Raw genomic sequence first — 18,490 nt, forward strand, 5'->3', positions numbered from 1 at the left:
AGGCCGTCCCCCCTCCGCACCGGCAAAACATCCGAGGAGCAGGAACGACGATGGCACTCGACCCGACAATCTCCCAGGTGAACATGACCCTGGCCGCCCTTGCAGCCACCGGGGCCACCCCGCGTCCGTCCGGGGAATCCCTGGAGCAGCAGACCAAACGCATCATCAGCGGCATCGACGCGCAACTGAGCGATCCCCGCCTTGCGACGCAGGACTCGTGGGAGCTGGTGTGGCTGGCCCTGAGCGAGGCCAACGCCAATATGGCCTACCTCGTACGGAGCACCAGCGGCTCGAACGAGTTCGCCGTGGTCGCTCGCGGAACGGACGCCGATTGGACCGACATCCTCGAAGACCTCGAAGTCGGCACGGTCGTCCAGTTCCCCGAAAGCGGATCGCCGAAGCCCATCTACGTTTCCAAGGGGGCAAAGGACGCGTTCACACGAGTGGTCACCGCCCGCTCGATCGCCTCTCCCTCCCCGAACGTCACGCTCGCTCAGGCGCTCTCCGTCGCGCTCAAGGCGGCGCCCTCCTCGCCACAGCCGACCGTCTATCTGACCGGCCACAGCCTGGGCGGTTGCATCGCCAGCATGCTCGCGCCCTACCTGCAGGCACAGACCTGGACGAACCAGCCGAAGTTCGCGGTGATGACCTACGCCGCTCCCACCGCCGGCGTGCAGAGCTTCGTCGACTACTTCGACTCCATTCCGTGGGTCATCGACGAGCGCCAGAACAACGCCTACGACCTGGTACCGCACGCGTGGGCCGATCTCGACACCACCGCCGACTGGTACCCGAGCCCGGGACCGCAGGCGACCGAAGAAGTGAAGCTGCTCATCGGGAAGATCGCCAGGCGCACCAACGGCAACGTCTACGTCCAGCCCGGCACGCTCTGCCTGATGAACACCGGATACACGAGCTTTTCCGAGAAGCTGATCCGCAAGACCATGCAGGACTTCCTCGGCCAGGTCGCCTACCAGCACGCCAACTCCACCTACCTGGACCTGGTGGGGGCACCTGACGTGCCTTCCCCGCCGGTGGTGACCGACCTGAGCCCCACCTTCGGCGCGGCAGGCGACACGGTGACCATCAACGGCACGGGTTTCAGTAAGGACAGCATGGTCGACTTCGGCCGCTTCGCCTGCACCGAGCCGCCCACCATCGACCCCTCCGGCCTCAAGATCACCGCCAAGGTCCCCACCGGAACAGGCGTCGTCCACGTCCGCGTCACCAACACCCTCGGCACCTCCGCGGCAATCCCCATGAGTCAGTTCGCCTACGGCGGACCCGCACCTGTAGTGGTCAGTTCGGTCAGCCCGACCAGCGGAAAGGTCGGCACCCCGGTCACCATCAACGGCGAGGGCTTCGCCCAGGGCGCCACCGTGCACTTCAAGGACAAGGCATCCGACTCGGTCACGTTCGTCTCCCCCCGCCAGCTCACCGCAACAGCGCCCGGTCTGCTCGACGTCCAACAGACGGTGAACATCACCGTGACGGTCGGCAAGGCCACCTCTCCCACCAGCCCGGACGACGAGTTCACCTACACCGGACGCTAGCGCCCGCACGCCCCGTTCCCGCTTGGCGCCGTTGAGTAGCCCCGGGCCCCTGCCGCCGCCCGGCCGACCTGTGCCCGGGCAAGGATCGCCGCAGGAGCATCCGACCTGCGGCGAGCCGGCTTCCAGAGCTGATGCTGATGGCGGGCCCCGACGACTGGGCGAATTTCAGCCCGACCAACGTGGCCCCGCACGGCGTCAGCGCGGCTGTTGCCTTCGGCGACGCGGGAATCGCGCTGCAGACCGCCCGCCCTGCGTGCGACGCCACATCCCCGTGCCTGAGCGCCGTGCTGCCCTCTGGGGTGAATCCGCTTCCCGTTGCGCAGCGGCCCTGGCCGGCAGGGCGGTGGTGCCGTGGCCGACGCGTTCGGCCTGGCGGGCAACTCCCCCTTCGGGCAAGCGAATTCGCACGCACGAGCCAGGCCTGTGGCGCAGGCCACGAAGAATGCGTCGCGCGATCCGAGATGGGTGCACGTTCCCGGGACGCGGGCGGGGTGTCAGGCCCCGTCCGCCCGGGGCGTTTTGGCGCCATCGGGCACGCGGAGGGCATGCCCACCCCGGAGAGGGCCGGACAACGAACAAGCCCCGGGGCCCTGACCTGGGGCTTGCATATGGAGCGGGTGACGGGAATCGAACCCGCGCTCTGAGCTTGGGAATCAATGGGGCTTTGGCTGTTCATTCAGTGCTGACCTGGCGAAATGCTGCTTTCGTGGTCCTCCGGTGGTGTCCCGTCGTGCCCCTCGTGACCGGTGTTGACCGGGCTGAAGGGCACGGACGGGGCACGGTCGTTCGCGATACTTGTGGGGTGGCGCCTTTGGCCGCCGATCAGTGATGAAGGATGGTTCCCAGGAAACCGCCGTACCGTCGGACCGCGCACACAACGTTGGCGCGAATTCGGGGACTTCCCCATCGCCCCGCCAGTGCCTTGTCGTCCGTGGCCTCCTGGCCGCAGCTAGGGGTCAGCTCGGCTGGTCTCCGGTGTAGCGGTAGATCCCCCCGCCCGAGTTGACGTGCCAGACGGTGCCGTCGGCGGCGACGCCGATGTCCACGGCTTTGCCGGGGATGCCGATCCAGGGGTTGGAGTCGTGTCCGGTGTATCGGTACATCTGGCCGAGGGAGTTGACTCCCCACACGTGGGTCCTGGACCCGACCGAGATCGTTGTGAGACCACCGGAGATCTGCTTCCAGTCAGCCATGTTCGTGTCCCCTCCTTGGCTCGAACGTTGCAAGGAGGAATCTGGTGCTCGACAGGTCGACCCAAACAGCTGGATATGCGGATTGACTGCGGAGATAATCTAAAAATCGCTGTTTGTTTGCTTTCGTGCCTAGTGTCTCCAAGGTTCGGCGCGCCCCCACCGCAAGCAGGAGACCGGAAACGCCGTAACTCACATGGCCGCTGCTTTCGCATCGCCTGGAAGGCGGCCCCGGCCGACGGGTGCGCCGCGCCGTGCCGCCAAACACGGTTGCGGGTATGCGACTTGTGGTCCTGCCGGCCTTCCTCGACGCCCCTCGACTGGTACGCGGAGAAGGTTCGGGACGGACTGCCGTGTGTGGAGGAGAGGGGCAAGCCGTACCGGCGGTCCACCTCCGGGCGGAAGTGGCGCAAGGTGCGGGCACTCGTCGGCATGCCGGAGGGCTTCCGCTTCTACGGCCGGTGGCACACCGGCCACCCCCTGGCGACCCGATCCGGGGCCACCCTCAAGGACACGACGGTCCGCGCCGGCCAGACGTCGGAGAGGGCCGCGCTGATCCACCAGCACTCGGATCTTGAGCGACAGCAGGAAGTCGCGAGCGGGCTGGACGGCCTCGTGCGGGCCGCTCGCAGCAAGGCCCGCCAGAAGCCTGCTGGTGCTGATCTGCTGTGCGACGCCTGAACTGGTCCGGACAACAAACAAGGCCCAGGTCACTGACCTGGGCCTCAACTCTGGAGCGGGTGACGGGAATCGAACCCGCGCTCTGAGCTTGGGAATCACCGGCGGTTTGGCTCGCTTATGGGCGCTGACCAGGAGAAACGGCTCGCTGTGGCACTGCTGCGAACCCCGGGGTCGAACCACTGTTGACCGTGGTTCTCCGCCCCAACTGGTGCGCTTCTGGTGCGCTGGGGCGCCTCCGGTGAGTCACCCCATGACCCACCGGACAGCTCCTATGGAGGGCCTACGTTCGCCGACCACCTGCGAGCGGGACTTACATCAGCCCTTGTCTTCTTTCTTCACTTTGTACAGTTCGAGGTCTCTGTTCACGAACAGGTGCACATAGCCGCAGCTCCAGCAGATCAGCCCGGTCGCCGACTCGTTCGCCCAGCCGAAGTTCATGAGCTCCATGCCGGAGCTGTTGAGCTTCACCTCACGGTCCCGAAACAGATCGCCCTGACAGAAAGTGCACTTGATCCACACCTTCCCGACAGCCGCACGCACAGGCTTGGCCACACCCACACCTCTCCCAAGAGCAACCGGAGTGGCGCAACCGTCTCGCACCCACCGCGCAGCGGTCAGCATAGTCAGAGACTCGAACAGGGCCGCGACCTGGAGGGGCCGCGGAGCGCCCCGGCTACCGCGTCATCCCGGCGACCACCCAACGGTCAGCTTCGCCGAGGGGCGCTCGTAAGTCGCGCGACCCATCGGACAGGCCCCTGGACGTGCGGCAATATCGGGCGCCGAGTTCCAGAAGCGCGGCGCCCTCCACTTCCGCGCGGTGATCCGCATCGACGGACCGGACGGCCCCGGAACACCGCCGCCGTCCTGGGCAAGCGTCGACCTGCTGACCGACTCGATCCGCGCCGCCGCCACGCACCCGTACACCTCGGTCACGGCCCCGGCTGCCGGCGACCAGCCCACCCGGACCTTCCCTGGAGCGGCAACAGGAAGTCGCGAGTGGGCTGGACGGTCTGGTGCGGGCAGCCCGCAGCAAGGCTCGCCAGAAGCCTTCCGGTGAGCCTTCTGGTGCGGATCTGGTGCGCGACGCTTAGCCCGGTCCAGACAACGAACAAGGCCCAGGTCTCCGACCTGGGCCTCAACTATGGAGCGGGTGACGGGAATCGAACCCGCGCTCTGAGCTTGGGAATCAGGGGGCTTTCGGATGGCCAACAGCTTCCTGACCAGCAGAGACGCCGTGACTGGGGTGGGTATGCGCGGTTGAATCTCTGGCCCTTGTTGACCCTTGTTGACCGCCTCATCTGGCACGGTACTGGCACGACGAACGGCGTGGCTGGGCCGTGGGAGCGATCCAGCAGAGGCGGGGCCGCTGGGGTGCCGCGGTACTGCTGCTGAGTGTAGGCCGATTGTGTGCGCAATGGGCTGTACTACTGGGCCGGCGGCATGCCATACCTCGACACGGACCTATGGCTGGAGCGTACGGCTTCAGCGACTGCCCCCCGACCACCAACCGCAGATCCTCGGCCTGCTCGTCGGCCTCGTCACCGCGGGACTGAGGGCACATGGCGCCGTGGCCTGTAAACGACCTCCGCGCTCGTACGTAAGGCAGCCCGTCCTGCTGCTGCTGGTGCCGCCGCTGACCGGAGCCTTGGCCAGGAAAGCGACCGATCCTTGGAGGCAACGGGGAACGGGCCGGCGCCAGGGTGCACCCGTCTCTACAGCCTGCGACATCTTGGCAAGTCCCCCGAGGTGCCGAGGAAAACCGTTGGGCTGCCCGACTTGCTTCAGGCACGATCGACTCGTGGACACCTACCTGGAGACCGAGCGCCTGGCCCTGCGCCGCTTCACTGCCGATGACGCGGACCTGCTGATCGAGCTGGACAGTGACCCGGCAGTGATGCGCTACCTGACCGGCGGCAATCCGACCGCTCCTGAGGTCGTCCGCGAGCGCTACCTGCCGAGAATCCTCGCCGGCTACGAGAAGTGGGGCGGCGACCTCGGGCTGTTCGCCGCGCACGAGAAGGACGGTGGCGCGTTCATCGGCTGGTTCATCCTGCGTCCCGAGCCGGAGGGCCCGCTGGACGAAGTCGAACTCGGTTACCGGCTGCGGCAGGCGGCTTGGGGCAAGGGCTATGCCACCGAGGGCTCGCGGGCCTTGGTGGGCAAGGCGTTCACGGAGCTTGGTGTGCGCATGGTCTGGGCTGAGACGATGTCCGTGAACCACGGTTCGCGCAACATCATGGAGAAGCTTGAAATGACGCTCGTGGGCACCATCCCCACTCCGTCCGACATGGGGATGGTCGAGGGCTCCGAGCATGGAGGCGTACGGTACGAGATCACCAAGGAGCAGTGGAAGCAGCAGTAGCCACGGCGTGAACGCCGTTCTGCATCCATGCTCATCGGAACCGGTAGCTGGCACGGCAGGAGCCGTACCAGGGTGAACCCGAGGCCCGCCACGGACTGTCGGTTACCGTCGACGACACCCCTTACTGGGCGATCAGCGACCGGGCCGGCAGCAGTAGCCGCGGCGCTGACACGGCAGCCCTACCCTGCCAGCAGCCTCGATGGACAACGAACAAGGCCCAGGTCGCTGACCTGGGCCTCAACTATGGAGCGGGTGACGGGAATCGAACCCGCGCTCTGAGCTTGGGAATCAACGGGGCGTGTACGCGCCATTGCGGATCTGACCTGCGCAAACGCTTGCCGTGGGGCAGAGTGAAGAGGGTCGGTGGGGACCCGTATTGACCGTGATTCACCGCTCGTTGGGGCATGCGGAGGGCACGGACGCCTTCGGGAGGCGACTGCTTGCCGTCAAAATTCCCTTGCAGGCAGGGTCGGACGATTCCCCAACTGTCAGGGCCACATCGCGGCGCGGCACGAACTGTACCGGCGCGGTGCGGCCAGGCACGGATGGTGCCCGGCCCGTGCCTGCGGAGCCTGGGCGGTGGCCGAGGAGGGCGGCGCATTTCCGGTCGAATAGAGGCGAGCGCCGGTGCTGAATATCTCATACCGCAACTGTAGAAATGGCCACGGGGGCGGTAGTTGTTTTTTACCCTCTCGAAAGCGTCGGGATCATGTGCCGCGCACGGCCGCCAGTACCGTGCTACCGTCGATCTCAGTTGCAGTTGTGGTTCCCAAGACTTCAAGCGTGCTCGCTGTCGTACACGGCGGAGCGTTTTCGTATTTCCGGTGTTTGTTTCCGGACGGGCAATCAACGCAGCGATACGGAGCCCGCACGGTGTGGGCTCCGGGCACTGCCCCGAAGGAGATATGACATGGCTACTGGCACCGTGAAGTGGTTCAACGCGGAAAAGGGTTTCGGCTTCATCGAGCAGGAGGGTGGCGGCGCCGACGTCTTCGCCCACTACTCGAACATCGCAGCCCAGGGCTTCCGCGAGCTGCAGGAAGGCCAGAAGGTGAACTTCGACGTCACGCAGGGCCAGAAGGGCCCGCAGGCCGAGAACATCGTTCCCGCCTGACGCTGACGCGTACACCGTAGCTGGGGCCCGCACCTTGGGTGCGGGCCCCAGCTCGTTGCTTTTCGGTGTTTCCCGTGTGCCCCACAACGGCCGCACACGCGGCGTGCGGGCAGCCAGTTCGACTTCCCGACGCTATGACACGGCGGGCAATCCGCCCGCATTCATGCTCCGGCAACTGTTTCGCTCTTCTTTGCAGCGTTGCCGGTCCCGCTTCTGCGTGCAGGGTCGACATATTTCCGCCCCGCTTCGTTTCATCTCAATTCATCGGTTCGTTCTTGCGATTCTTTGTGTGCGGCTCATTGCCGCCGGGAATTCCTCGACGTACCGCATCGAGGAAGGTTCTCCATGAACCGCACAGCTCGCACGAATGACCGCTACTCCCGCTCTGCCGGCTCGTCCGGCTCAGGCCGCGGCGGCTACCGCTCCGGCGGGCCGAACCGCTCGGGCACGGGCCGTTCCGGGGGCCCCGGACGGCGTCCCGCGACACTGCAGGGAGAGTTCGCCCTGCCCGTCACCCACACTCCCGCCCTGCCCCCGGCCGAGACTTTCACCGAGCTGGACATGCCGTCGGCGCTGCGGGCGGCCCTCACCGCGGAAGGCATGTCCGCCCCGTTCCCCATCCAGGCCGCCACGCTGCCGAACTCGCTGGCCGGACGCGATGTTCTCGGCCGCGGACGCACCGGATCGGGCAAGACGCTGGCCTTCGGTCTGGCCCTGCTGGCCCGCACCGCCGGACAGCGCGCCGAGCCCCGCCAGCCACTGGCCCTGGTCCTGGTCCCCACCCGGGAGCTGGCCCAGCAGGTCACCGACGCACTCACCCCCTACGCCCGGCCGCTGAAGCTGCGGCTGGCCACCGTGGTCGGCGGGATGTCGATCGGCCGTCAGACAAGCGCACTGCGCGGTGGGGCCGAAGTGGTCGTCGCCACGCCGGGACGGCTCAAGGACCTCATCGAGCGCGGCGACTGCCGACTGAACCAGGTCGCCATCACCGTGCTGGACGAGGCCGACCAGATGGCCGACATGGGCTTCATGCCTCAGGTCACCGCCCTGCTCGACCAGGTCCGGCCCGAGGGGCAGCGGATGCTCTTCTCGGCCACCCTGGACCGCAATGTGGACCTCCTGGTCCGCCGCTACCTCACCGACCCGGTGGTCCACTCCGTCGATCCCTCGGCGGGCGCCGTGACCACGATGGAGCACCACGTGCTGCACGTCCACGGTGCCGACAAGCACGCCACCACCACCGAGATCGCGGCCCGCGAAGGCCGGTCGATCATGTTCCTGGACACCAAGCACGCGGTCGACAACCTCACCCAACACCTGCTGAACAGCGGCGTGCGCGCCGCGGCCCTGCACGGTGGCAAGTCCCAGCCCCAACGCACGCGCACCCTGGCCCAGTTCAAGACCGGCCAGGTCACCGTCCTGGTGGCCACCAACGTCGCCGCCCGCGGCATCCACGTCGACAACCTCGACCTCGTCGTCAACGTCGACCCGCCGAGCGATCACAAGGACTACCTGCACCGCGGGGGACGCACCGCCCGCGCCGGCGAGTCCGGCAGCGTCGTCACCCTCGTCCTGCCCAACCAGCGCCGCACCATGAATCGCCTGATGGCCGACGCGGGCATCACCCCGCAGTCCACCCAGGTCCGCTCCGGGGAGGCCGAACTGAGCCGCATCACCGGCGCCCAGGCACCCTCCGGCATTCCGGTCACCATCGCCGCACCGGTCGTCGAACGCGCCAAGCGCAGCGGCTCCCCCACGCGCGGCCGCCGCAGCCGCCCCGCCCAGGCCCGCCGTGCCGCCGGATCAGCCCGAACCGCGACACCGACTGCGCGGCAGACCTCCTCGGCCCCGGCCGCCTAGGCCGGTCCCGGACAATCACGCTCAGCTCGTCGGATCGCCACCCTCGTCACGGAGGCTTTCGTCGATGCTTCGGAGCCACCCCCAAGCGGACCACTCCGGCAAGGCAGCCGGCGACGCAATGCGCGCTGTGGGACCTCGCCCGTGATCGGTGAGGACGGGCACGCCCTGAGCGTCGTCGTCCTCACCCGTTGATACCGCTCCCGCCCGGCCGGCGATCCGTTTCCGGCTTCTCTTCGACCTTGTAGAGGCACTATGCGCGTCGTCATCGCCCGCTTCCCCTTCGACCTGCTCAAGACCGAGGTGCAGGATGCGATGAAGGGCATCAAACCCGAACCCGTTACGGGTGAGTCCGTGCTCATCGGTCGCCGCCATTACCCCGTCAAGCAGGTCGGGGAGATCATCACCCGGCAGGATCGCCGTGACTTCTCCGCCGGTGAAGTGACCCGAGCCCTGAGCCGCCTCGGCTTCGTGTGCCGCCCAGCCGCCGCGCTCGTGCCCCCGACCGCTCTCACACCACTGGAGACGGCGTCGGCCTTGCTGGGGCACCCGGCCCGGGCCTGACCTGACGGCTGTGGCGATGCAGGCCCGACGGTCCGAGGCTGACCTCCCCAAACGCTGTTGCGGGGTCACTCCTGCCATGGCTACCTGGTTGTCAGCGAGGCCCGACAGCACGAAGGAGGACGGAAGCCGTGTCCCGCGACGCCGCCGAATCCGCAAGTGTGCCCCTCGCCCCGGTGAGGGGAGCACATGCTCCAGCCGGCCAACCCCGCGAAGCGCACCGCGCCAGTGCCGGTGAGGGCCCTCACCCGATTGCCGCTCTGGTGGAGCGAGGGGCCGACCTGGTGGAGCCGATCAAACCGAAGCTTCGTGGCTGGCTCCACGCCGCAACGGTCCCCGCCGCGCTGATTGCTGGCGTCGTCCTGATCCGCCTGGCCCGGACCCCGCAGGCTGCCCTGGCCTGCACTGTGTACGCCGTCACCGCCTTGCTGCTGTTCGGGACGAGCGCCATCTACCACCGCGGTACCTGGGGGTCGCTCGGTGAGGCCGTTCTGCGTCGTCTCGACCACGCCAATATCTTCCTCATCATCGCCGGCACCTGCACCCCCCTGGCCGTGCTCCTCCTCACTTCGGCTCAGCGACCCGTCCTGCTGTGGGTCGTGTGGACGGGGGCGCTGGTCGGCATCGCCTTCCGCGTCCTGTGGGTCGGAGCTCCCCGCTGGCTGTACACCCCCTGCTACCTGGCCCTGGGCTGGGCACCGGTGCGCTACCTGCCCGACTTCTTGCACACCGGCGGAGTGGCCGTACTCACCCTGGTCGTGACCGGCGGTCTCCTCTACAGCGTGGGCGCGGTGGTCTACGCCCTCCAGCGCCCCGACCCCTCACCTCGCTGGTTCGGCTTTCACGAGGTCTTCCACGCCCTGACGGTGGCAGGCTTCACCGCGCACTACATCGCCATCTCCCTCGCCGTCGGCTGACCACTGCGGTCTGCCGGCTCGTGGGCCTCATCGGTCCCATGTCCCGATGGCCCGCCCGGCCCGGAGGAATCAGAGGCGCGGAGCCTCGGACGCTGCCGCCAGATCAGGGGACATCTCGACCGCGGTGCTCAGCCCGTTTGGCGTCAGGCTGACGGCGAAGAGCTCCGGCGGCGATATCGACGGAGCTCGTCTGCGTGCTGATGCGGGGCAGCTGTGACGCCGGCCTGTCCGACGCCGACTGAACGTCCCCGGCGCGGCCGCCGTGCGCGGGCGCGGAAGCGGACTTCAGACGTCGGTCTTGAGGTGGGGACCGGAGGGTGAAGCGCGCAGTTCTTCGTTGATGCGCTGAGCTTCGTCGAGCTGGTCTTCGAGGATGACGATGCGGCAGGCGGCCTCGACGGGGGTCCCCTGGTCGACGAGTTCGCGGGCGCGTGCGGCGATACGCAGCTGGTAGCGGGAGTAGCGGCGGTGGCCGCCCTCGGAACGCAACGGCGTGATCAGCTTGGCCTCACCGAGGGCCCGCAGGAAGGCGGGGGTGGTGTCGAGCATTTCGGCGGCTCGACCCATGGTGTAGGCGGGATAGTCCTCGTCGTTGAGACGGTCGTGAGAGATTTCTGCGGTCATTTGCACCTCTGATGGGGGAATGCATCGTGGGGCCCTGGTGCCGAACACGCACCAGGGCCCCGAGGGATTGAACACCATCTGCCGACTTACTGCGGTGCCGGCTTTCTGTTTCCGCACCGTCGCCCGGGAGAGGGCGGGAAGTGCGGGGATCGCGGATGCGTGACCGGGGACCACCTTCCAATCCGGGGCCTGCGGTACCCGAGCGGACTCACTTCCTCGCCCGGGCGATCCTGATGGCGCCTGCCTCCTTCTCATCCTTCTTCTGGCTTGCTTGCTACTGCGGATCCTGTGATCCCGCTCGCGGCCCCAGGGGCCGCCCGGCCCGGCAGTCAGTCGCGGGGCCCACCTGCGTACTTTCGGCCCCGCGACTCCACTGCCGTGCCTCTTCTGGACTGCACGCGCGGCAGTTCGACCTCTGCCGCGCCTTTCGATCTCTTGGCTACGACGAAAAGCCTAACCCCCGGGGGGCGGCATGTCTACCACCGCCGTGACAGGTTTTCTCTGAAGGTGATGGCCGAGCTTCTGTCGTCCACGCCTGAGGGAAGCTGCACCAGGAAGTGGCGGCGGGCCGTGACGCCCTCCACCTCTTTGCCGGCCCGGACGCGCTGACCGCCGCGGTCGGCGACCTCAGCTCAGCCCCCGCGACCGCACACCTGATCTCAACGGCGGCAGCGGTGGATTCGGCTGGCGCATGATCCGCCACCTCACCAGCCACCTGGCCATCACCCCCACCCCCGGAGCCGGCAAGACCATCCAGGCCCAACTCCCGTGCTAGCGGGGCCCTGTGGCCCCGGGGCCCATGCGGCAGGAGGAGCAGGCCGATTTGCGCTCAAGGTGACCGAGGGCAACACCGGACTTGCGGGGGACAAGCCGTTGCTGCACCTGCGATGCCACCCGATAGCCCACGTACCCGTGGTGGAACCGGTCAGCCCTGAACCGGGCTCCTGCAGCACGCGGCCGGGCCCGTAGCTCCGATCAGCTGGCGCCGCCGACTGCTGGTGGCGTCGGCCGCTCAGCGAGCTGCGCGTGGGGCGGTGGCCTACCGGTGGGCGGCTCGGTGCCCGAACCAGTGCAGTCTGCTGCGATGCCCGCCGTGCGGTTCGACAGGCCGGTCGCTTCGGGGCGAGTCGTTTACCGTCGCTGTCTTCGCCGACCGGCAGCATGGGCGCGGCCCGTCGGCCGACCGTGGCCGCGTTGTGGCCCTGTGACTCTGCTTCGGCAAGCACGGTGGCGAGCGCATCCCAGGCCCGGTCCTGCACGATGCGCTCGGCGTGCTCGGGGATGGCTTGCCGGAGGTGGTGGGCGTAGCGGTGCTTGGCCTGCTGGCCGGGAGCGCTGCGGGCGAGGTCGCCGAGTACGGGTTCGGCGACCGGTCCGTATGCGGCCCGGAGGTGGAGAGGGCTTGCTGGGCCGCCGCCTCCTGCTGGGCGTGCTGGTGCTTGCGGTGCCAGTGGATCGTGAAGGCCACTGCGGTGAGTGCGGCGTCGAGCAGCATCGCCGGCCCCAGCTCAAGGCCATCATGGAGACCGCGGTCGACGACGAGCTGATCCGCCGCAACCCCTGCCGTATCAGGGGCGCCGGAAAGGAGTCCTCCGCCGAACGCCAGATCGCCACCGTCGACCAGGTCGACGCACTCGCCAACGCCCTCGGCCCTCGCTGGCGGCTGATGGTCTTCCTCGGCGCGTACGGTCCCATGCGGCCGGAGGAACAGGCCGAGCTGCGCCGCAAGGACGTGGACCCGGACGCCATGACCATTCGCGTCCGCATGGCCGCCCCCGAGCTGACGACCGGTCGTCGTGCGCCTGGCGACACCAAGTCGGACGCGGGCAAACGACTTGTGGTGGCATGCCGGAGGGCTTCCGCTTCTACGACCTTCGTCACACCGGTCACACCCTGGCGACGCGGTCCGGAGCGACGCTCAAGGACACGATGGTCCGCGCCGGCCAGTCGTCGGAGAAGGCCGCGTTGATCTACCAGCACTCGGATCTGGAGCGGCAACAGGAAGTCGCCAGCGGGCTGGACAACCTGGTGCGGTCCGCCCGCAGCAAGGGCCGTCAGAAGCCTTCCGAAGAGCCTTCTGGTGCGGATCTGGTGCGCGATGCTTAGCCCGGTCCAGACAACGAACAAGGCCCAGGTCTCCGACCTGGGCCTCAACTATGGAGCGGGTGACGGGAATCGAACCCGCGCTCTGAGCTTGGGAAGCTCATGTTCTACCATTAAACTACACCCGCGTTACTCCGCCTCGGATCGAGGGCGGAACATCGTCGCACACTCTACCCCATCGCCGCGTCGCGGTGCATTTGGCATGCCCGGGTGGGATGTCCGGGGGGTCCGGCGGGGGTTGCCGGAGGGGGTTCCGGGGTGTGTGGGCGGGTGGTGTGCGGGGTGGGATGCGGGTGCGGGGTGCGGGAGTTGAGGCGTACCGTGGGGCGTCGGAGTGCCGCGTGCGGAGGCGCCCAGTTCATCCCCTAATGTGGCTTTTGTTGTCCACGCAGTTGGGAGAGGGACTTGATGGAGCGCACCGTCGTACGTTGTGCCGAGGGCCACGTGTTCAGCACCGCTTCGTTCCCGATGCAGACCACCGACCGGCTCGGTCCCGGACGGCTGTTGCGCTGCCCGCGCTGTGCTCGGCTGCGGCACTCGGTGCCCGTCGAGCACGCCAAGCGGTAGCGGTCGAGAGGCGCAGCGGTACGTCGCGGAAAGCGCGGCCGGGCGCCGGTACAGACGCAGTGGTACGTCGCGGCAGACGCGGCCGCAGGCCGTCGGAGGCGCTGCGGTACGTCGTCGGACACGCGGCGGCAGGCAGAAGAAGCGAGGAGTGATCAGGGCCCGGCTCCCCCGGTGGGGGCCGGGCCCCTCGTCGTGTGGTGGGGGTGGTGCGGGCGCGTATCCTCATCTGCGTGCTTCTCTCAGACAAGGACATCCGGGCCGAGATCGATGCTGGTCGGGTGCGCATCGACCCCTACGACGAGTCGATGGTGCAGCCGTCCAGCATCGACGTGCGGCTCGACCGCTATTTCCGGGTGTTCGAGAATCACCGCTACCCGCACATCGACCCCGCCACCGAGCAGACCGACCTGACCCGTGAGGTCGTGCCCGAGGGCGACGAGGCGTTCATCCTGCACCCGGGCGAGTTCGTGCTGGCCTCGACGTACGAGGTCATCACGCTGCCCGACGATCTTGCGTCCCGGCTCGAGGGAAAGAGCTCGCTGGGACGGCTGGGGCTGCTGACGCACTCGACCGCCGGGTTCATCGACCCGGGGTTCAGCGGGCACGTGACGCTGGAGCTGAGCAATGTCGCCACGCTGCCGATCAAGCTGTGGCCGGGCATGAAGATCGGGCAGCTGTGCATGTTCCGGCTGACGTCGCCGGCCGAGCACCCGTACGGCAGCGAGAAGTACGGCTCCCGCTACCAGGGGCAGCGCGGTCCGACGCCGTCCCGGTCGTTCAGGAACTTTCACCGGACGCAGGTGTGACACAGCCGCTCCGGTGCGGGGGGCGCGTTCGACAGGGCGGGCGCGTGGCAGGGCGCAGGGACACAGAAGGTCTGAGAGAGATACGTGAGTGACGTGCGGGAGAACCTGACGTACGAGCGGTTCGGCGGGGCGATCCGTGAGCTGGCGCAGACGATCGCCGATGACGGGTACGAGCCCGATGTCGTGCTGTCCATCGCCCGGGGCGGCGTCTTCGTCGCGGGCGGCCTGGCGTACGCGCTGGACTGCAAGAACATCCACCTGGTGAACGTGGAGTTCTACACCGGGGTGGGCACCACCCTGGAGATGCCGGTCATGCTGGCGCCGGTGCCGAACGCGATCGACTTCTCGGAGAAGAAGGTGCTGATCGCCGACGACGTCGCGGACACCGGCAAGACGCTGAAGCTGGTCCACGACTTCTGCCAGGGGACCGTGGCGGAGGTCCGCAGCGCGGTGATCTACGAGAAGCCGCACTCGCTGGTGAAGTGCGAGTACGTGTGGAAGCGCACGGATGAGTGGATCAACTTCCCGTGGAGCGTCGAGCCGCCGGTGGTGCGGCGTGAGGGGCAGGTCCTCGACGCCTGACGGTCCCGCGGGCCGGGACCGTATCGCCGACCGCCGCTCCTGGTGAGGGAGTTGGCAGTCGGCGCCTTTGTGCTGCGCGGGTTCCGGCCAATTCCGTTCCGGGTGTTCCGCTGTGGGCTACCTGCGAGTACAAACCCGCGGTAACAGCAGACCGGAGGGGAGGTCTCATGGTGCGTGCGAGACGCGGGCGGTGGGCGTTACGCGGGCGGCCGGCGGGAGCAGGGTCCCGTACGGGAGCAGGGGCGCGGACGGGAGGCGGGGCGCGGCGCGGGCGGCGGCTGCGGGGCGCGGTGACGGTCTCGGCGGTGGCGCTGGCCGTGGTGTTCTCCGGGGCGGTGAGCGGGGCGAGTGCCGCCGGGAGCCGCGGGCCGGCCCCTACCGCCAAGCCGCTGGCGGGCGGGCTGGAGGAGGTCCGGGCGCGGGAGGCGGTGAAGCTCTACGGGGACCCGGCCGTGCGGCCCCTCGCGGAGCGGAAGACCTCGTTGATCTCGCTGGGCGACAGCGAGATCTCGGGGGAGGGCGTCGGGACGTACGAGCCCGGCACGGACGGCCCCACGAACTGGTGCCACCGGTCGCCGGACGCGGCGATCCACCGGACCGGCATCGCGGCGGACGTGACGTACAACGCCGCCTGCTCGGGCGCGGGCACCGGCAACATCGTGATCGGCGGCAGCAAGCAGTACGGCGATGAGCCGGTGCAGAGCGACGCGCTCGCGGTCGCGGCCCGCAACACCCGGCTGAAGATGGTGCTGCTGGTGGCCGGCGCCAACGACGATCTGCAGTTCGGGCCGGTGATGACGGACTGCGTGGTGCGCTGGTTCACGCTCCAGGGCACCTGCGAGCCGAAGTACCAGCCGGGGTGGCAGGCGCGGGTGGACGGGCTGGTGCCGAAGGTCGAGCGGACGGTCGGCGACCTGCGGACCGTGATGCGCGACGCGGGGTACGCGGACGGCGACTACCGGCTCGTGGTGATGTCGTATCCGAGTCCGATCGGGCCGGACGTGGAGGACAACCCGCGCTACCCGGGGAAGCTGATCGGCGGCTGCACGGGCTACACCTCCGACGCCGGCTGGGGGCGCAACACCGCCGTGCCGGCCTTCGAGCGGGGCATGCGCCGGGCCGCGCTGAACGCGGGCGCCACCTACCTCGACGCCTCGCGGCTGTTCCACGGGCACGAGGTGTGCATGGAGGACACCTGGGCCCGCGGGCTGTATGTGAACCTCACCAACCCGATTCCGCCGGACTCGAACTCCGTGCGGCAGTCCTTCCACCCCAACGCCCGCGGGCACGGCGCCTTCGCCTCGTGCCTGACCCAGCTCTACGCCACCACGCTGCGCGAGGCCGCCTGCGCCGACTCCGCGAGCACCGGGCGGCCGACGCTGTACGCGGGGGCCTGGGACGAGGCGTACCGGCCGCTGCGGAACGCCGGCACCGGCAGCTGTGTGGACGCGACCGGCGGCGCCAGCCGCAACGGCACGGCGGTCGGCGGCTGGGACTGCCACGGCGGACGCAACCAGGACTGGTGGTACGACGACGCGCGGGGCTCGCTGCACGTGGGCCTGACCCAGGACCGGTGCCTGGACGTGCCGGGCGCGCAGTACCGGGCCGGGGCCCAGCTGGTGCTGTGGAACTGCTCGGGCGCGGCCAACCAGCAGTTCGTCCGGGACGGCGGCGGCACGATCCGGCCCGCCGCCGCGCCGTCGCTCTGCCTGACGCTGGGGGCGGCGAAGGAACCGCTGCGGCTGCAGGGGTGCGACGGGTCGGCGGGGCAGCGGTTCGGCCGGGACGCCTGACGCCGCGCGCCGGGCCGGGTCCGCGAGGCGCCCGGCCCGCCGTACGGCGAGGGGCCCGCTCCGGAGTCTGGTGCTCCGGGGCGGGCCCCTCGCGGTGGCCGGGACGGACCCCTACAGGGTGCCGAGCTTCAGCAGGGCGAGCAGGGCGACCAGCTGGATCGCGGAGGCGCCCAGGGCCTTGGGCCACGGGAGGTCGTGCGACTTGCTGACCATGGAGGTCAGGAGGTAGCCGGTGGCGAGCCAGGTCAGCCAGCCCAGGACCTGGACCAGGGTGCTGTCGCCGCCGAGGAACATCGCGAACAGCAGCCGGGGCGCGTCCGAGATCGTCATGATCAGCATGGCCAGGCCGATGGTCGGCTGCCAGGCGCCGTCGCCGCCGAGCTGGCGGGCCAGGGTGTGGGTGACCGTGCCCAGGATCAGGCTGCCGATGATGAACATCACGGCGGTGATCGCGACCCACGGGATGCTGTTGGAGAGGGTGGCGTTCAGCACGTCCTCGCGGGCCTTGTCGAAGCCGAAGACCGCGAGCAGGCCGTAGACGAACGTGACGAGGAGCGCCGGGGCCCACACCGCGTGGTCGCGCATCTGCCAGAAGGTGGCGTCGGGGCGCAGCACGATGCCGGACAGCAGCTGCTTCCAGTGCAGCCGGGGGCCGGCCGGCGCGCCGGCCTGGCCGGCGCGGTAGGTGCCGCCGGACGCGTACGCCCCGTCGGCGCCGTCGTCGTACTGGCCCTGCGGCCCGTCGTAGGCGTCCGGGCCGTCGCCGACGCTGAACTGCTGGGTGTGACCCGGGTTGTTGTCGTTGGAGTACGGCGCGAAGGACTGCGGGGGCTGATAGCCGCCGTCGCCGAAGTACTCGGGCTCGCCGTGCTGCCCGTGCGGCTGTCCCTGCGGTACGCCGCCGTACTGCTGCGGTGCCTGCTGCCATTGCCCGTGCGGCGGCGGGGGCTGCTGCCCGTACGGCCCTTGTCCGTACGGGGCCTGCTGCCCCTGCTGCCCCTGCTGTCCGTTCTGCGCGGGGCGGGTGTCCCGTCCGCGACCCATCCTGAATCCAGCCACGTAGTCGAAAGTACCTGGTCCGCGCGGATCCGGTGACGGAGCAGGGGGATCGGGGCCCGGTTTGCATCTGACCTGTGACATCCCCTAAGGGGTTCCCCGAAGGGGACGGGGGACCGGGGACGGGGTCCAGCGGAGGGTGAGGTCGGGCAGGTTCTCCATGTTGGCGCTGCCGTCGTTGACGGCCACGACGCGGAAGCCGTGGTGCGCGTAGAACGCCCTTGCGCCGGTGTTGAGTTGGAAGACGTGCAGGTACAGGCCGCCGGGACGGAGGCGTTGTGCCTCGGCGAGGAGGCGGGAGCCGATGCCGGCGCGCCGGACGTCCGGGCGGAGGTAGAGCTGTTCGAGCAGCTCGCCCTGGAGGGCCGCGTAGCCGAGCAGCTCCGGGCCACGGACGGCGACCAGGGTGTGACACTGCGGCAGCACGATCTCCCTGATCCAGCGCGTGACCTCCGCGTGGGTGCGGCGCTGGGGCGGCAGGTACGGCATGGTGACCTGCCGTGACGCCTGGTGGACGGCGGCGATCGCGGGGGCGTCGGTGGGGAGGGCGAGCCGGACCGTGACGGGCGGGGCGGACGGCGTCGCGCGGGGGGCGGGGTGTTCCGGGGCGCTCGGGTCGTCGGCCGTACCCCTGCCCGTGTCTGTGTTCATGGCGTCATGCTGGGATGCGTCCCGCCGCCGCGACAACTGTATTAGCCACGGACCACAAGTGTCTGGCGGTCCG

Annotated in this window: 15 protein-coding genes, 1 tRNA gene and 4 pseudogenes; 14 read left to right on the forward strand and 6 right to left on the reverse strand. The window is 69.0% G+C overall.

Annotated elements, in window-relative coordinates:
• Positions 1–50 precede the first annotated feature (50 nt).
• Together K7396_RS18955 and K7396_RS18960 are read left to right on the forward strand one after the other, a co-directional pair.
• Positions 51–1,553, forward strand: coding sequence for an IPT/TIG domain-containing protein (locus K7396_RS18955; protein ID WP_086715257.1), 1,503 nt, complete (start codon positions 51–53; stop codon positions 1,551–1,553).
• A gap of 146 nt (positions 1,554–1,699) precedes the next feature.
• A pseudogene (locus K7396_RS18960) lies at positions 1,700–1,863 on the forward strand (helix-turn-helix domain-containing protein); the annotation flags it as partial.
• A 646-nt stretch (positions 1,864–2,509) separates the two neighbouring features.
• Here the strand turns inward: K7396_RS18960 and K7396_RS18965 are convergent.
• Entirely contained in the window at positions 2,510–2,746 is a 237-nt protein-coding gene (locus tag K7396_RS18965; RefSeq protein WP_223660087.1) for a tectonin domain-containing protein, read from the reverse strand.
• 254 nt (positions 2,747–3,000) lie between these two features.
• Between K7396_RS18965 and K7396_RS18970 the strand changes: the two are divergent.
• A pseudogene (locus K7396_RS18970) lies at positions 3,001–3,424 on the forward strand (tyrosine-type recombinase/integrase); the annotation flags it as partial.
• Positions 3,425–3,739: 315 nt separating this feature from the next.
• Here K7396_RS18970 and K7396_RS18975 read toward each other — a convergent pair.
• Positions 3,740–3,976 (reverse strand): hypothetical protein, encoded by a 237-nt coding sequence (locus tag K7396_RS18975; protein WP_086715259.1) that lies wholly within the window; start codon positions 3,974–3,976, stop codon positions 3,740–3,742.
• Between the two features lie 226 nt (positions 3,977–4,202).
• On the opposite strand from K7396_RS18975, the pseudogene K7396_RS18980 reads away from it, so the two are divergent.
• The 6 genes and pseudogenes from K7396_RS18980 to trhA all read left to right on the forward strand — a co-directional run.
• Positions 4,203–4,394: pseudogene (locus K7396_RS18980) on the forward strand (replication initiator); the annotation flags it as partial.
• Between the two features lie 828 nt (positions 4,395–5,222).
• On the forward strand, positions 5,223–5,786 hold the full coding sequence (locus tag K7396_RS18985; RefSeq protein WP_086715261.1) for a GNAT family N-acetyltransferase: 564 nt from the start codon (positions 5,223–5,225) through the stop codon (positions 5,784–5,786).
• Between the two features lie 910 nt (positions 5,787–6,696).
• Complete coding sequence (locus K7396_RS18990; RefSeq protein WP_006604711.1) at positions 6,697–6,900, forward strand: cold-shock protein; 204 nt, start codon at positions 6,697–6,699, stop codon at positions 6,898–6,900.
• Positions 6,901–7,245: 345 nt separating this feature from the next.
• The gene (locus tag K7396_RS18995; protein ID WP_086715262.1) at positions 7,246–8,760 is read left to right on the forward strand and encodes a DEAD/DEAH box helicase; all 1,515 of its coding nucleotides are present in this window, start codon (positions 7,246–7,248) and stop codon (positions 8,758–8,760) included.
• Positions 8,761–9,012: 252 nt separating this feature from the next.
• Positions 9,013–9,321, forward strand: a complete 309-nt coding sequence (locus K7396_RS19000) for an SCO5918 family protein (protein WP_042151598.1) — start codon at positions 9,013–9,015, stop codon at positions 9,319–9,321.
• A 173-nt stretch (positions 9,322–9,494) separates the two neighbouring features.
• Entirely contained in the window at positions 9,495–10,235 is a 741-nt protein-coding gene (gene trhA, locus K7396_RS19005) for a PAQR family membrane homeostasis protein TrhA (protein WP_373866947.1), read from the forward strand.
• Positions 10,236–10,520: 285 nt separating this feature from the next.
• Here trhA and K7396_RS19010 read toward each other — a convergent pair whose 3' ends face one another.
• On the reverse strand, positions 10,521–10,859 hold the full coding sequence (locus tag K7396_RS19010) for a MerR family transcriptional regulator (protein WP_086715264.1): 339 nt from the start codon (positions 10,857–10,859) through the stop codon (positions 10,521–10,523).
• A 1,507-nt stretch (positions 10,860–12,366) separates the two neighbouring features.
• Between K7396_RS19010 and K7396_RS19020 the strand changes: the two are divergent.
• Positions 12,367–12,965 (forward strand): annotated as a pseudogene (locus K7396_RS19020) (tyrosine-type recombinase/integrase); the annotation flags it as partial.
• Positions 12,966–13,016: 51 nt separating this feature from the next.
• Here the strand turns inward: K7396_RS19020 and K7396_RS19025 are convergent.
• A tRNA-Gly gene (locus K7396_RS19025) sits at positions 13,017–13,090 on the reverse strand.
• A 280-nt stretch (positions 13,091–13,370) separates the two neighbouring features.
• On the opposite strand from K7396_RS19025, the gene K7396_RS19030 reads away from it, so the two are divergent.
• From K7396_RS19030 to K7396_RS19045, 4 genes are all read left to right on the forward strand, one after another.
• Positions 13,371–13,529, forward strand: coding sequence for a hypothetical protein (locus K7396_RS19030; protein WP_016573140.1), 159 nt, complete (start codon positions 13,371–13,373; stop codon positions 13,527–13,529).
• Positions 13,530–13,759: 230 nt separating this feature from the next.
• Positions 13,760–14,335, forward strand: a complete 576-nt coding sequence (dcd, locus tag K7396_RS19035; protein ID WP_086719340.1) for a dCTP deaminase — start codon at positions 13,760–13,762, stop codon at positions 14,333–14,335.
• A gap of 84 nt (positions 14,336–14,419) precedes the next feature.
• Complete coding sequence (locus K7396_RS19040) at positions 14,420–14,917, forward strand: phosphoribosyltransferase (protein WP_086719339.1); 498 nt, start codon at positions 14,420–14,422, stop codon at positions 14,915–14,917.
• A gap of 290 nt (positions 14,918–15,207) precedes the next feature.
• Complete coding sequence (locus K7396_RS19045; RefSeq protein WP_086719338.1) at positions 15,208–16,710, forward strand: ricin-type beta-trefoil lectin domain protein; 1,503 nt, start codon at positions 15,208–15,210, stop codon at positions 16,708–16,710.
• A gap of 111 nt (positions 16,711–16,821) precedes the next feature.
• Here K7396_RS19045 and K7396_RS19050 read toward each other — a convergent pair whose 3' ends face one another.
• On the reverse strand, positions 16,822–17,754 hold the full coding sequence (locus K7396_RS19050; RefSeq protein ID WP_152104796.1) for a Yip1 family protein: 933 nt from the start codon (positions 17,752–17,754) through the stop codon (positions 16,822–16,824).
• A gap of 99 nt (positions 17,755–17,853) precedes the next feature.
• Positions 17,854–18,417 carry a GNAT family N-acetyltransferase gene (locus K7396_RS19055; RefSeq protein WP_152104797.1) on the reverse strand — a complete coding sequence of 188 codons (564 nt, stop codon included), beginning with the start codon at positions 18,415–18,417 and terminating at the stop codon, positions 17,854–17,856.
• Positions 18,418–18,490 lie beyond the last annotated feature (73 nt).

It is taken from the genome of Streptomyces angustmyceticus (genome assembly GCF_019933235.1).
In the GTDB taxonomy this organism is placed as follows: Bacteria; Actinomycetota; Actinomycetes; order Streptomycetales; family Streptomycetaceae; genus Streptomyces; species Streptomyces angustmyceticus.